Raw genomic sequence first — 14,733 nt, 5'->3', positions numbered from 1 at the left:
ATAATTTAATGTAAATAATAATTTATAACGCAAATAAATTACTACATTTAAACTAAAACCTTTTGACTTTAAATTCAATTATTCAATACCATCACTGAATTTGCTACCATGCCAACTATTACCTTTTCTAACAGCACCAATTATTTTTACCCTAAAGTTTGCAGGCTTAACTAAAACGCTACAACCAACATCAGGCTTTATATTCCAATCATTCATACCTCCACTAAGACAAAGTTGCACACCCCAATCAAATGATTGCTCTCTAACACCGAGATTAAATCCAGACGAATTAACCGATTTTTGGATTATCATTTTACCATTTTGAGGATATTTTGCAACAAAAGTTCTGTTTGTTGGCACAACAACAGTTTGCCCAAAAGCGCTTTGCAATTGACTTTTAACAGTAGAAAAAAGACCATCGTAAAAATATTTATTTAACTTACTTGCATTTAAATTACTGTCGATACCTTTTTGAATCTTTTCATCCAACCATGTATTTCCACTCCCAAAAAACTCAAATGTTAACCCCTGACCAGTAGTCTGAAACACTTGAGGCAAGGAAGTTAAATTTACATAAGTTATTATAGGAGCTCCCCATTGATTATTGAAAGAAAAAGTGTTAGGCCCTGCAAAAAAAGCTTTTTGATTATTCATAAAATAAGATCGTTCATTAGTTAGGTTATTAACTGCATCATTACCTAGCAAAGCGTCTAAGTTGTATTCAAATTGAGCAGCTTCAACAACGAGACGAATTTCATCAGCAGCCTCAACTCTCCAAAAACCCGTCCAGCCTCTAAATTGATTTACACACTTAACACCTAGATGATAAACAAGTAGATAATTATAATTAAAAGCTTTAGTTTTCACACGTCTTCTATCTTCATAACGATCAATACAGACATCATTATCTCCAAACAAACTTCCAAATAATCCACTTCTTGGATCGCAACTACCTAGTGTTGACAAAAAAGCATTATAACTTGGATCAGTAGCAGCCACTGAACCTGGGGTAACAGTATACCCACCAGCGTTAGCAGAAAAATCATTAGGGTCTGACTGAAAATTAAAATATGTTAAATCATCATTAATTTGACTTATTCCAGCATCTGCATATTGATTGGCAAAGAAGAGTTGAGAATTGTATGGCGTAGCATCCAAAAAATTAGTTGAAACATTTGCTGTGTATAAATAATCTTCTAAAACATTGTATTTATCTTCCGGAACTATAAACAAACCAACATCCGTATATTTATAAATTTCATCTCCTACCTGAATCTCTCCATCTACATTTAAAAAAGCACCAAAAGTATCATCACCAATAACATCCTCTACCTCATCTAAATAGCTGAATATGTAATCGTTATCATAATTTACTTTTGAATTAATTTTTGGGGACTTTGATTTCCTCAAATAAGAATTATCTTCTATTCTCTTTTTATAATATTCATAAAGCTCTCCTTCATTTTCACTAGTAACAACGGGCCTTAAAGAATGAAAGCCATCTGCTATTAAAGGATCTAAGAAATCACTTAATCTTTCATCGGAGGCATTTGCATAACTAGCATAAACTTTAGTCAGAACATCTTTATTCACAAAAAATAATCGACCATTTTTTACTTCAACATTTTCTAACTTGGCCTGATAATCTGTAACAACTGCCAAATCGTCATTTGTACATGAAAAAATAAATAACGAGCAAAAGAAAAAAGTTAGTAATTTAGTAAAATTTGTTTTGTTTTGTTTTGTTTTGTTTTGTTTTGTTCCATTAGTATAATATTTGTTAATAAGAACAAATATAAAAAGAAAAAAAACATAATGATTTATTTTTTTACAAGATTTTTCATTATAAAAAAACCCGATACTTTGTCAGTATCGGGTTTTTTATATTTGATCAGCTTGGATTAGTAATTAAAATCCATTCTGTTATCTTCAATTTTTGCGTTTTCTTTAAGAGCAGGAACAACTCTGTTCGAGTCTGATGCACTTTGAGTTTTAAGCTTTGTAACATAAGCAGCGTGACTTTTTAAAGCTGGCGCTTTTACAACTCCTACATTTTTTATCACATAAACTCCTGTATTACCTTCAATTGGTGCAGAAAGTTTGTTAGTTGCTAATGCAAATGCATTACCTACTACTTTTGGTTCTGGACCTACGCTCGGCAACATGGTATTTTCCATCGTTAATCCTGTAGCTTGCTGTACTGTTCCTCCCACTGCTTTTGCAATAGCTTCAAGAGAAGAACCATTCATTTTAGCTTTGATTAATTCTGCTTTCTTTTTGTTTTTCAAAATAGACTCAACGTAAGGTCTTGCAACAGAAACTGCAATTAGTCCAGAATCGTCAATGCTTTTCAATTTAGCAATAACGTGCCCAACATTAGCAACCTCAAAACGTTTTACATCACCTACTTTTACTCCTTTTTCAAAAGCCCAACGAACAATTGTTCTTTGATTTCCAAGAGAACCAAAATTCTCATCTAATCCTTTTACAGAAACTGCAGGAGCAACTTTTAATCCTAATGTTTTTGCAACTGCATTAAGATCTTTATCAGCAGCATCCATTTCTAGTTTTGTAGCTTGCGTAAATATTTTATCAGCAGTAGCCTCAGAAGCCTCTACTTTTTGAGCAACAGTTGCTAAACGAATTCCGTCTTGTTTATCAGTAACTTTAATTACGTGGAAACCAAATTCAGTTTCTACTAAACCTACTTTACCAATACCATTACTAAATACAAAATCATTAAACGGTTTTACCATTTGGTTTGGACCAAAGTAACCTAAATCACCACCTTGTTGTGCAGAAGAATCATCAGAAGCTGTAAAAGCTAACATCATAAAACTATCTGGATTTGCAGTTACCTGAGCTAAAATACTTTCAGCTTTTGCTTTTGCTTCCTCCTTAGTTCTTTTTTCTTTTTGATTAGGAACTTGAGAACCTTCATACCCAATTAATATATGACTTGCTTTAACATTTACTGCTAATTTTTTACCCATAGACTTTGACAAACAAATGTATTTACCAAACATGTACGGACCATAAACAGCACCAGGAGCAAGGTTAAACAATTTATCAGCATCTACAGCTGGTAAATCTTTTTTAGCAATATATGTAGAGTCATAAGGAATATCTGAATTTGAATTAACGAAATCTACTGCATTAGCTGTAGTTCTAAATCCTGGTAAAGTATCATTTTTACCTGTTTTTTGGTTATACACCACACTACCAGATAACAATCCGTTTATTCTAGTTTTAATTTCTGATTCATCAGCAGGTGAAGCTTTGTCTTCAATTAAAACATATTCTACTTCACGAGATTCGTCAGCTTTGTATTTTTTCTTGTTTTTATTCATAAAGTCAACAATTTCTGAATCAGAAATTTTAACTTCACTATCTTTAATTGTTGAATACAAACCAGCAACATAAGCAAAATTAACTTTGTTAGATTCCATTTCATACTTCATCTTACCTTCACTATCCGTTGTAAAAACTGAAGCTTTGATAAGCGTGTTGTACAATTGAAACTTAGCATTCAAATCAGCATCTTTTTCTCTGTCTTTCAAAAACTGAGCTTGTTCTGGGTTTGATTTAAAATATTGTTTGAATTTTGCAACATCAAAAACGCCAGCAGCATTTAAAAACAATGGATTACCACCTATGTTTTGATCCGCTTTAAAAATCTCTAACAAATGTTTCTCACCTACACGTAATCCTAGTTTTTCAAACTCAGATGTTAATAAAGCAACAGAAACCTCTTGATCCCATACTCTATTTGCAGCTTGTGTAGAAGTAATACCTTGACCACTTTTTTCAACATTACTAACTTTAACTCTAAAATCTTCAAATGAAATGTCTTTTCCATCAACACTACCTACATCTTTTGAAGTACTGCTAAAACCACCGCTATTGAATATATCACCTATGATAAATGCTAATAAACAAAACCCGATAACGAGTATCAAGAGAAGTGAACGTTGTCTAATTTTTTGTAAAACTGCCATTTTATTGTTGTTAATTTTTATATTCAGTTTGCGAAAATACAATTATCTAATTAATAATTATACTAGTAGCCTTTTATTTTGCAAGAAAATTTATTTTCCCAATAAAATAAAGCCTTGAAGCATTATTTAGTATTTTTAATTTAGCTTAAACCAATGATTTTTGAGGGTTTTAAACACTATTTAGAGCTTTTTCCATAGTCATTGAACCGTTAAAATAAACTTTGAATTAAATCCGAAAAATGATTGAAAACTAAAGTTTCATCACCTAGAAACACTTGTTTTATTGAAGACAAAACCCAACTTTCACCAAACAAAGCTATGTTGTCAAATAAACAAACCAAGTATTTTTATGGTTTCATATTTTTATTTCTTTCCTCAAATTTTTTAGTAAACCTCCTTCTGAAGAAAAACATAAACACTGCAAAAGCTGCTATTATAAAATTCAACCAAGCTTCACCAAGAGCTGGATTGTTGAGTTTTTTAACCCCATCAAAAATAAGATAGGCTGCAAAAAGTAAATAAATGTATTGTGTGTATTTAAAATATTTCATGATGATGTGTTTTATTCTTCTGTTTGGACCTCTCCTGTTATTTTTTGTGAATTGATCACTTTGAAATCTTTACTAAAATCTATTCCTTGCCCATTTGAAACTCCTTTTGCCCCAGAAAGCTTAAATTTTCTTTCGGTAAAAAACCATTCGTTTTTTTGATCAAAATACAATTGCTCTGTTTCTAATTTTTGACCGTCTTCGGTGAAAATTTTAACATTGCCTTGTAAATCAATCATATTTGTAGCTTTGTAAGAGACTGCATAATTTGACTTTATAAAGGTTTTTTTTCCTTTCTTGTCATACAATGTTACATCAATACCTTTTGGGAATTCGGTAAAAGGAAATTCAACGGTAGCATAATCTAGCATTTTTGGACTGACTAAGACTGCCGTTATACGTCCAGAATCTGTGTATTTTAAATCAACCAAATCAGCATCACTACTGGGTACAAACTCAGAGAAATTGATTTTTTGTATATTTTTAAAATTACTTTCACAACTTCCAAGCACTAAGGCACAACTGCTAATGGCTGCAAATTTTAAAAAAAAACGTTTCGTAATTGTCATATACAGCTATTAAGAACACAAATTGTAAAAGTCCTAGTAGAATTTTCTTCTTTCAAACCATTTTTCATTTAATGAAAACCCAAGACTAACATTAGCATAATTCTCCTGAATTAAATTAGCTTTTGTAGTACCTCTTTTTCCCATTTCAAATCCAATGTTTACATTAGAGAATGTTCCATTTAGCGGCAAACCTACACCAAGCGTAAGACCCATGTCATTTATAGATTCTGAATTAATAACGAGACCCGTTTTTTCATATCTTAAACCACCTCTATAAACAATTCGCTTAGCATAACTAGTAAAAGAATTGTATTTTGGAATGTAATATCCTCCTAGAGAAACACTACCATACTTACCATAACCTACATTAGCACTATTATTGTATTCATTGGCTTGACCTGAGTTTTTTCCGTACTCAATTGTACCTCCCAAAAGCCATTTTCTTGCTTCTCCAATACCCCCACCAAGCGCTATTTTACTTGGCATGCTTAAATCTTTAGACGAATTGATATCTGCAAGAACATCAACAACCGCGATATTAAAATCCGAATTGTATAGTGCAGTTGCAATGTTGCGAGAGTTATTTGATTTCAAATTACTCTGCAAGGTATAGGTCAAACTGCTATATGCATTAATCTTTTTGTACAATTTAGTTTCAAACATCATTCCCAAACTAAAATTAACACCCGATAAATCAGCAGTGTTTAACTCCCTTGTCCCTATTGAAACATCATTAATGTACTCAAAACTATTAGTCTCAATTTTACCAAAATTATAACTTACATCAGCACCGATGTTAAATTTAGGAGTAACTTTGTAGCCAAGACCTAAAAAAGCTTTATTCAAACCACCTTTTCCATCAAAACGTCTGTTTGTGGCAGCAGCATCCTCAGATGTAGATTGTATTTTAAACCCAACAGAAGAATACGGTATCAAACCAAAACCTAGACCAAATTTACCCATTGGTAATCCAACAGCTAGATAATCTATAGTTGTTCTTTTAGCATTTGCAGATTGCGAATCATTTTTCAAAGTTGTAGTTCCATATGTACCTCCAAGCGCTACACTCGTATATTTCAAATTAGCATAACTTGCAGGGTTTTGTAAATTGATATGTATACTATCTTGCTCCACTGCAACACCAGCCATAGAACGGTATTCATGTGCTCCTCTAAACCTTATTTGTCCTATACCGTAAAAAGAATATGGAGATGCCGATCCTTCTTGTGCGAAAGTTGCTACTGAAAAAAACAAGCAAGAACTTATTAAAATTTTTTTAATCATTTTTTGATATTATAATGGAATTTTCGATTCAAACTCTCTAATAGGAAATTTGAATTGGCAAATATGGTATTTTTTAATCGTTTAGCCAAAAAAACTGCATCACCGCCCGTTAAAATTATTATAAAATTTGGATACCTCAATTTGTAATCCGCTATGAATCCATCGATTTCATGAACCAATCCATTTACAACACCTGAATGAATGGAACTGTTAGTAGAATTGCCAATGCTGTCTTTTGGCATTTCTAAAGTAAGCAAAGGAAGTTTTGCTGTGAAATTGTGTAAAGATTCATATCTCAATCTTAAGCCAGGTGAAATAGCCCCTCCCAAATAAGTATCTAGATCGTCTATAAAATCATAGGTTACACAAGTGCCTGCATCTATCACCAACCTGTTTTGCTCAGGAAACTGCAATACAGCACCCGCAGCCAAAACCATCCTATCAATTCCTAATGTTGCTGGTGTCGCGTATTTATTACAAAAAGGATACTCATCCTCACGTCTAACATAGTGCACTTTTAACTTTGAATAATGGTCTAAAAAAGCAATTTCATCTACAAAACCCACTGATGAAATTGCAACATCAACCACCGATGGGAATTTTTTTAAAATATTTTCAATATTTTTTTGAACAGTCTCTTTTGCAAAAACAAAAACCTCCTCATACTTATCCCCCTCAAAAACAGCAGCTTTAATCCTGGTATTCCCAACGTCTATAACTAAAACCATAATTTAAAATTTACGATCACGAAGATACAAATTCATTTTTTTTTAAATTTGTTTTGGAGAAACAAAAAATGATTCTATATTTGCACCCGCATTAGCACGGTACCTTAGCTCAGATGGTAGAGCAATGGACTGAAAATCCATGTGTCCCTGGTTCGATCCCTGGAGGTACCACAAAACCCGAATAGAAATATTCGGGTTTTTTGTTTTTCTATACCTCTCGAAAAAAAACTAGTTTTTACTTTTTTTAAAAACACTCTGCAACACCAACCAACTATTTTTCACAACACCATAAATCTATTTGTAGCAATTTTACTATTACCACACTAAATCTTCTCTTTCTAAAGTCACTTTACAGTCAAAACCTTATTTTACTGATAATACCACAACAAATCATAGGTAAAAATAAACAGTATATATGTTTATTTATTTTTTTTTAAATAATTCTAATTTATAATGTTGCTAATTTAGTATATTTATGCAAAATTTATATACATGGAGCTTTTAGCATGCCCAAAATGTCAAGGAACCCAAATCACAAAAAGCGGAGTAATCAACAATAAACAAAGGTATTTATGTAAAAAATGCCGCTACTTTTTTACCGTAAATAAATTGGGTAAAAAGATTGATGATTACTATGTTACTAAGGCCTTACAACTTTATTTGGAAGGATTGAGTTTTCGAGAAATCGAACGTATTATTAGCGTTTCGCATGTCACCATTAGCAATTGGGTAAAATCATTTAACATAAAAAAACCATCTCATGCAAATTACCATCCTACCTACAAAATTTTAAGTCACTTAGAACTAATTGAATACTTAAAGAACAAAGCGTTATTATCTGGTGCAGGAATGATTATCACTGAACTGGGAGATAAATTCATGCTAATTAAATGGGAACGATTCAAGGATTAACTATAGACTTTACACAAAAATATATCTGAATTTTTTTTCACAATAAAAAAATAGAATTTGGCACTTTATTAACCGACCATTTACTAACCAAAATTTTATTTATGAAAAAAATATTGTTTTCAGCGGCAGTACTCCTACTATCACTGCAAGGTTTTTCTCAAGGCTCCACTGACTACGGTGCTGGCATGAAATTTAACCTGAACGAAGACGGTTCTAAATTCATGCGTGTCATTGCATGGAACCAGATCTGGATGCGTTCCTCTCAAATGAATCCCGGTACAATGATTGGTGGCGAAGCAACAACAACTGGAACCGATATAGGGAACAGACGTTTGCGTTTTCTAGCCTATGCACAAGTATCTAAACGATACATGATTTTGACCCATTTTGGGATTAACAACCAAACTTTTACTAATGGTGGTGCAGCAGGATCTTCAGGAACTGGAGCCTATGGCGCAGGAAAAAAACCAGGCTTATTCTTTCACGATGCATGGAATGAATATGCGGTTGTACTTCCAGAAAAAGACAAAAAATTTAGTATGTCACTGGGTGCAGGATTGCATTACTACATGGGTTTATCCAGATTAACAATGGCATCTACACTTAACTTCCTTACTATTGATGCTCCTATATTTAACTGGCCCTTGATTGAAAACTCAGATCAATTTGCTAGACAAATGGGGCTGTTTGCAAAAGGTAAATATGGAAAACTAGAATATCGCTTGAGTTACAACAAACCTTACGCCACTAATGTAGTTCCTACAAACACTACTACCGCAGATAACGCCGTAGCGGTTGATAACAGTGGTATGACAAAATGGTCGAAAGCTGGATATTTTGAATATCAATTTCTAGATCAAGAAGCAAATGTACTACCCTTTAAAGTAGGTAGTTATTTAGGAACTAAGAAAGTATTCAATGTAGGTGCTGGTTTTTATAATGCTCCTGATGCTACAAGATCTTCTGTGAACAGCACAATCAACAAGCACGATATTACACTTTTATCTGCTGACGTTTTTCTAGATTTACCCATTGGAAAAAAAGAAAACAAAATGGCTGTAACAGGTTACAGTGTACTTTATGATTATGATTTTGGACCTAATTATTTACGTAATGTGGGTATTATGAATATTGGATCAGTAGATCCTAATTTCACAGGTAGCAGAGCTATTTCAGGACCTGGAAATGCGCAACCTACAATTGGTTCTGGAACGATCTGGTACACACAAGCCGGGATTTTATTACCCAATAAAGAAGCAAAACCGAAGATTAGAATTCAACCCTTTGGAGCAGTTACGTACAAGGACTTTGATGCTTTAGCCCAAACAAGCACACAATTCGATATAGGTTCAAACTTTTTCTTAGACGGGCATCATGCAAAAATAACAACACAGTATTCAACGAGACCCGTTTATACCTCATCAACAAATAGGTCTGGATCATTAGGAGACTTCGTAGTACAATTGCAAATTTATTTATAACTAATTTTAAAAGCATAATTTATGAGCACTAAATCAACAAAAGGAATCTGGAAAGTTATCTCCGCATCCTCAATGGGTACCATGATTGAATGGTATGACTTTTATATCTTTGGGAGTTTAGCCGTTGTAATTTCAACTAAATTTTTCCCTTCTGACAATCCTACTGCTGCTTTCCTATCTACTTTAGCCACATTTGCTGCTGGATTCGTTGTTCGTCCGTTTGGAGCCCTTTTCTTTGGAAGATTAGGAGATTTAATCGGTAGAAAATACACTTTTATGGTTACACTCCTTTTGATGGGAGGAGCTACATTTTTAATAGGATGTATTCCAACTTATGAAACCATTGGGTTTATGGCGCCATTATTAGTTTTGATTCTTCGTTTGCTTCAAGGACTAGCGCTTGGGGGTGAGTATGGAGGAGCTGCAACGTATGTAGCTGAACATGCACCCGTAGGACAAAGAGGGTATTGGACTTCATGGATTCAAACTACCGCTACGGTGGGACTATTTATTTCCTTGATGGTAATTTTAGCTACGAGAAACTTTCTTTCTCCAGAACAATTTGACGAATGGGGATGGAGAGTTCCGTTTTGGGTATCCATTGTTATGGTAGGAGTTTCGTATTTGATTCGTAAAAATATGGATGAATCTCCTGTTTTTGCCAAAGCAAAAAGCGAAGGAAAAACGAGTACTAACCCACTAAAAGAAAGTTTTGGAAACCGTTACAACTTGAAATTTGTCTTACTCGCCTTATTTGGCGCAACAATGGGACAAGGTGTCGTTTGGTACACAGGACAATTTTACGCAATGAGTTTCCTGAAAACGGTTATGTCAATTGATTCCTCACAAGTAGATACTTTACTTGGGATTGCATTAATTATGGGTACTCCATTCTTCATATTTTTTGGATGGTTGAGTGATAAAGTGGGTAGAAAATACATTATGATGGGGGGAATGCTAATTGCTATCCTCTTGTACAGACCAATCTACAAACAGATGTTTGAAACGACTAATGTAAAAAACAAAACAGAAGTGGTTGCCAACACTAAAATTCTTGCCGAATTAAAAGAAAACAAGAAACAAACCATGGACTCTATCTATACTACTAACAAAGAGTATGAAGATGGTACAACATTAGTAGAAGTAAAAACAGTATCTTTAGAAAACGGTATTGCAAAAATAGTTGACGGAAAACCAAAAGTTGAAACTAAAACCACTATAAAAATTAACTCTAGTGACAAATGGACACTAATATTTTTAGTTTTTATTCAAGTGATATTTGTTACAATGGTTTACGGTCCTATAGCTGCTTTCCTTGTTGAAATGTTCCCGGTAAAAATTAGATACACTTCCATGTCATTGCCTTATCACGTAGGTAACGGAATTTTTGGTGGCTTACTACCCGCAATATCAACCTACTTTGTAACCAATGCGAAAGATTTAGGTCATCCTGAATATTACTTAGAAGGATTATGGTACCCAATTGTTATTGCTGCTATCAGTTTTACCATTGGAATGGTTTACATAAAAAATAAAGATAAAAACGCTCACGTATAAAAAACACAGCTATGAATCAATTAAAAAGACTTTTAGGAATCGTTTGGATTGCATGTGCAGCAGCTGCAGCCTATTTTTGTATTTTCCAATTTGGGTTACCCAAATTTACATCAGGAAAACAAGAAGATTTAGTATTTGGAATTATTATCCTTTTTGTACTCACTCCGTTAATCGTGGCGGGACTTGGAACCTTTGGTTACTATGCTCTCGCTGGTGATTATGACGAAAGAAACGATTAAGCAAACCATTATTTTGGCAATCTCTACAATCAATTGTAGAGATTGCTTATTTAAAGCAACGTTGAACGAAAAGTCATTTGCTTTACGTGCAGGAACAATTACTCCTTATTAAAAAACGCATCAATTAGACTATCCCATTTTGTATGAAAAAGAGACATGAACAAAAACTCGTTATTCTTTCAATGCTAATGCTATTGGCCTTGAACATGCCACTCTTACTTTTATTTGACAGTTCAAAACCTATTTTTGGATTTCCAATTGTCTATGTTTATATCTTCTCGGCATGGCTTTTTTCAATTGCAATCTCGTATTTAATTATCAAAAGGTATTATGAATAGTATAGGTCTTTTATTAATATTAGTACTCTATGTGTCTATTCTTTTTTACATTGCCTATTGGTCTGAAAAAAGAAGCCACTCCAAATGGACTAATAATCCTTATATTTATTCTTTTTCGTTAGCCGTATATTGTACTGCATGGACTTATTATGGCAGCATTGGCGTAGCTGCAGAATCCGGTTTAGGATACTTACCTATTTATCTTGGCCCCATATTAATCATCCCTACTTGGATGATCATCCTCAAGAAAATCATCCGAATTTCGAGAGTAAATAAAATCTCCAGCATTGCAGATTTTATTTCTTTACGGTACGGAAACAGTAGATTTCTTGGTGCCTTGGTTACCATAGTTTGTATTTTTGGAATTTTACCCTATATTTCCTTACAACTCAAATCGATATCAGATACCTTTCATATTGTAACAAAAACACAAGCAAGCTCAAATATTTTTACTGATACTACAACCTATGTATGTCTTGCTCTAGCTCTTTTTGCCTCTTACTATGGAACTAAATATGTTGATGCATCTGAAAAAAGAAGAGGTATTGTTACTGCTGTTGCAATGGAGTCGATCTTAAAGTTAATTTTCTTTTTGATCATAGGGATTTATGTAACCTATTTTGTGTTTGATGGCGTTGATGATATTTATAAACAAGCAGCAACTCTAAAAGATTTTGACAAAAAAAATACCATTGGTGGCATTACGGATGCTATGAACTGGTTTTTCCTTTGTGTTTTATCCATGTTTGCCATATTTCTTTTACCACGACAATTCCATACCGCCATAGTAGAGAACAATAAAGAAACTCATATACGCACTGCAATATGGCTATTCCCGCTGTATTTACTACTATTCAATATATTTGTATTCCCAATTGCTTGGGGCGGCAACATCCTTTTTGAAGGCAAGGGACACAATTCAGATACGTATTCCTTACTTATTCCGCAATTGTTTGACAACGATACCTTGACGGTAATGGTTTTTCTGGGTGGATTTTCTGCAGCTATATCCATGATTATCGTTTCGTCTATATCTCTAGCCACCATGTTAAGCAACAACTTATTGATTCCGTATGGCTTTATAGGTTCCTTAGAAAATTCGTCGCAAGAAAAAAATAGCAAACGCATTGTCAACAGCCGTAAAATTGGAATTTTTTCTCTAATTATTTTGGCGTATGCCATTTACAGATTATTTATTCTAGACTATTCACTGGTTTCAATAGGCTTAGTAGCCTTTGTTATCATTGCCCAATTAGCGCCCTCCTTTTTTGGTGCTATCTTTTGGCGACGAGGCTCAAAAAATGGCGCTATCACAGGAATCATTGTCGGATTTGCAGTTTGTTTTTATACCTTATTAATTCCGTATGCAACCGGCATGACAAATTCAGTCAGTCTTTTTGTTACCGAAGGGCCTTGGGGCATTTCACTCTTAAAGCCTTTTCAACTTTTTGGATTGGATTATTTAGAGCCTATTCCGCATGCTGTTTTTTGGAGCTTATTAATTAACATCATGAGTTATGCCGCAGTATCGGTAAGTTTCAAAGGAAATTACAGAGAACGCAATTATGCCGAAATGTTTGTGGATATTGACCAATACATCACCAATCACGAAAATGCTTTTGTATGGAAAGGAACAGCATACATCTCTGATATTCAAAAAGTATTGCTTCGCTTTCTTGGCGAAGAACGCACCAAACGAGCTTTGAGTATTTTCAATTTAAAATATAACATTGATAAAAACGTGACCACTGCTGATGCCCGATTTATAAAGTTTGCCGAGAATTTACTAACAGGGCACATTGGTACGGCTTCCGCCAAAATATTAATTGCAAGTGTAGTCAAAGAAGACAAAATCAGCTTGCCCGAAGTATTGCGAATTTTGGAGGAATCCAAAGAAAACATTATCATCAACAAGATGTTGACGGACACTTCGAACGAATTAAAAAAAATATCAGAACAACTCAAAAATGCCAATCAGGAATTGGTCAATAAAGACATCCAAAAAGATGAATTTCTAGATACCGTTACCCATGAATTGAGAACGCCCATAACAGCAATTCGCGCAGCAAGCGAAATCTTGCATGATGATGACGCTATTCCCGAAGAATTGAAAAAGCAGTTTTTGCAAAACATCATTTCAGAGTCGGATCGTTTGAATCGTTTGATTGATAAAATATTGGATTTAGAAAAATTTGAAACGGGAAAACAGAAAATCTACTTGTCAAAAAACAACATTACAAAAACGATTTTAACGACGATAACTTCATTAAATCAATTAATTAAAAACAAAAAAATCACAATTGACTTTGACAAAACCGATCACGTCATTAAGGCTTTTTATGATGAAGAACGAATCATACAAGTAATCCATAATTTATTGTCTAATGCTATAAAATTTTGTTCAGAAACGGATGGAAAAATAACTATTTCTATCCTTGAGAATGAAACAAATGTAGCTGTCAAAATTCACAATAACGGCAAACGAATTAAAGAAGAAGATGCCGAAGCTATTTTTGATAAATTCTATCAATCTCGGAACCAAAACATAAAAAAACCAATAGGAAGTGGATTAGGATTAGCCATTTGCAAACAAATTATAGAACATCATAAAGGAACCATTTGGAGTGAAAAGAATGAGGTTGAAGGCGCCACTTTTACTTTTACATTACCCAATTATAATACAAGCGAAACGAATTAAAACATGAAAAAAATTTTAATTGTAGATGACGAACCAAACATTGTAATGTCATTAGAATATACCTTCAAAAAAAACAATTTTGAGGTTTTTATAGCCCGTGACGGACAAGAAGCATTGGACATTTTGCAAACTAAACTCCCAGACGTTATTATTCTGGATGTCATGATGCCCATGGTGGATGGTTTTGCAACATTGGAACAAATAAAAAAAGAGGAACGTTTGCAACATTGCAAGGTAATTTTCCTTTCGGCAAAAAATAAAGAAAAAGACATTGAAAAAGGGCTTTCATTAGGTGCTAACTTGTATGTCGTGAAACCATTTTCGATCAAAAAGTTAGTCGAGCAAGTACATGATTTACTATCCTAAAAAACATTCAATACC

At 33.6% G+C, this 14,733-nt stretch carries 12 protein-coding genes and 1 tRNA gene; 7 read left to right on the top strand and 6 right to left on the bottom strand.

From position 1 onward, the window contains the following. Nucleotides 1-78: 78 nt before the first annotated feature. The 6 genes from IQ05_RS07185 to IQ05_RS07160 form a co-directional block, all read right to left on the bottom strand. The gene (locus IQ05_RS07185; protein WP_144891470.1) at nt 79-1,662 is read right to left on the bottom strand and encodes a hypothetical protein; all 1,584 of its coding nucleotides are present in this window, start codon (nt 1,660-1,662) and stop codon (nt 79-81) included. 239 nt (nt 1,663-1,901) lie between these two features. Further along, on the bottom strand, nt 1,902-3,998 hold the full coding sequence (locus tag IQ05_RS07180) for a peptidylprolyl isomerase (RefSeq protein WP_144891468.1): 2,097 nt from the start codon (nt 3,996-3,998) through the stop codon (nt 1,902-1,904). 347 nt (nt 3,999-4,345) lie between these two features. Then, nucleotides 4,346-4,549, bottom strand: coding sequence for a hypothetical protein (locus tag IQ05_RS07175; RefSeq protein WP_144891466.1), 204 nt, complete (start codon nt 4,547-4,549; stop codon nt 4,346-4,348). Between the two features lie 11 nt (nt 4,550-4,560). Beyond that, nucleotides 4,561-5,115 carry an LPS export ABC transporter periplasmic protein LptC gene (lptC, locus tag IQ05_RS07170; RefSeq protein ID WP_144891464.1) on the bottom strand — a complete coding sequence of 185 codons (555 nt, stop codon included), beginning with the start codon at nt 5,113-5,115 and terminating at the stop codon, nt 4,561-4,563. Between the two features lie 33 nt (nt 5,116-5,148). Continuing rightward, on the bottom strand, nt 5,149-6,399 hold the full coding sequence (locus IQ05_RS07165) for a hypothetical protein (RefSeq protein WP_144891462.1): 1,251 nt from the start codon (nt 6,397-6,399) through the stop codon (nt 5,149-5,151). Continuing rightward, complete coding sequence (locus tag IQ05_RS07160; RefSeq protein WP_144891460.1) at nt 6,396-7,127, bottom strand: type III pantothenate kinase; 732 nt, start codon at nt 7,125-7,127, stop codon at nt 6,396-6,398. Before IQ05_RS07160 ends, IQ05_RS07165 begins: the two co-directional genes overlap by 4 nt. 98 nt (nt 7,128-7,225) lie before the next feature. On the opposite strand from IQ05_RS07160, the gene IQ05_RS07155 reads away from it, so the two are divergent. The 7 genes from IQ05_RS07155 to IQ05_RS07120 all read left to right on the top strand — a co-directional run bounded on the left by IQ05_RS07155 (nt 7,226) and on the right by IQ05_RS07120 (nt 14,718). After that, nucleotides 7,226-7,298, top strand: a tRNA-Phe gene (locus IQ05_RS07155). A gap of 321 nt (nt 7,299-7,619) precedes the next feature. Continuing rightward, entirely contained in the window at nt 7,620-8,039 is a 420-nt protein-coding gene (locus IQ05_RS07150; RefSeq protein ID WP_144891458.1) for an IS1 family transposase, read from the top strand. 101 nt (nt 8,040-8,140) lie between these two features. Then, nucleotides 8,141-9,520: a porin gene (locus IQ05_RS07145; RefSeq protein WP_144891456.1), complete on the top strand. Its 1,380-nt coding sequence runs from the start codon at nt 8,141-8,143 to the stop codon at nt 9,518-9,520. A gap of 21 nt (nt 9,521-9,541) precedes the next feature. Next, nucleotides 9,542-11,077 (top strand): MFS transporter, encoded by a 1,536-nt coding sequence (locus IQ05_RS07140; protein WP_144891454.1) that lies wholly within the window; start codon nt 9,542-9,544, stop codon nt 11,075-11,077. Between the two features lie 11 nt (nt 11,078-11,088). Beyond that, complete coding sequence (locus IQ05_RS07135; protein ID WP_144891452.1) at nt 11,089-11,316, top strand: DUF6814 family protein; 228 nt, start codon at nt 11,089-11,091, stop codon at nt 11,314-11,316. Between the two features lie 330 nt (nt 11,317-11,646). Then, complete coding sequence (locus IQ05_RS07125) at nt 11,647-14,352, top strand: sensor histidine kinase (protein ID WP_144891448.1); 2,706 nt, start codon at nt 11,647-11,649, stop codon at nt 14,350-14,352. A gap of 3 nt (nt 14,353-14,355) precedes the next feature. Beyond that, nucleotides 14,356-14,718 carry a response regulator transcription factor gene (locus IQ05_RS07120; RefSeq protein ID WP_144891445.1) on the top strand — a complete coding sequence of 121 codons (363 nt, stop codon included), beginning with the start codon at nt 14,356-14,358 and terminating at the stop codon, nt 14,716-14,718. Nucleotides 14,719-14,733: the final 15 nt, after the last annotated feature.

The organism is Flavobacterium tiangeerense (assembly GCF_007830355.1).
In the GTDB taxonomy this organism is placed as follows: domain Bacteria; phylum Bacteroidota; class Bacteroidia; order Flavobacteriales; family Flavobacteriaceae; genus Flavobacterium; species Flavobacterium tiangeerense.
The sequence above is the reverse complement of the archived record's forward strand: the minus strand, read 5'-3'. Positions and strand labels throughout refer to the sequence as shown.

What these genes read in the sequence shown, in the direction of transcription:
- IQ05_RS07145 (WP_144891456.1), top strand. Translation starts at nt 8,141, where the DNA reads ATGAAAAAAATATTGTTTTCAGCGGCAGTACTCCTACTATCACTGCAA.
- IQ05_RS07150 (WP_144891458.1), top strand. Translation starts at nt 7,620, where the DNA reads ATGGAGCTTTTAGCATGCCCAAAATGTCAAGGAACCCAAATCACAAAA.
- IQ05_RS07160 (WP_144891460.1), bottom strand. Translation starts at nt 7,127, where the DNA reads ATGGTTTTAGTTATAGACGTTGGGAATACCAGGATTAAAGCTGCTGTT.
- IQ05_RS07140 (WP_144891454.1), top strand. Translation starts at nt 9,542, where the DNA reads ATGAGCACTAAATCAACAAAAGGAATCTGGAAAGTTATCTCCGCATCC.
- IQ05_RS07135 (WP_144891452.1), top strand. Translation starts at nt 11,089, where the DNA reads ATGAATCAATTAAAAAGACTTTTAGGAATCGTTTGGATTGCATGTGCA.
- IQ05_RS07125 (WP_144891448.1), top strand. Translation starts at nt 11,647, where the DNA reads ATGAATAGTATAGGTCTTTTATTAATATTAGTACTCTATGTGTCTATT.
- lptC (WP_144891464.1), bottom strand. Translation starts at nt 5,115, where the DNA reads ATGACAATTACGAAACGTTTTTTTTTAAAATTTGCAGCCATTAGCAGT.
- IQ05_RS07175 (WP_144891466.1), bottom strand. Translation starts at nt 4,549, where the DNA reads ATGAAATATTTTAAATACACACAATACATTTATTTACTTTTTGCAGCC.
- IQ05_RS07165 (WP_144891462.1), bottom strand. Translation starts at nt 6,399, where the DNA reads ATGATTAAAAAAATTTTAATAAGTTCTTGCTTGTTTTTTTCAGTAGCA.
- IQ05_RS07180 (WP_144891468.1), bottom strand. Translation starts at nt 3,998, where the DNA reads ATGGCAGTTTTACAAAAAATTAGACAACGTTCACTTCTCTTGATACTC.
- IQ05_RS07120 (WP_144891445.1), top strand. Translation starts at nt 14,356, where the DNA reads ATGAAAAAAATTTTAATTGTAGATGACGAACCAAACATTGTAATGTCA.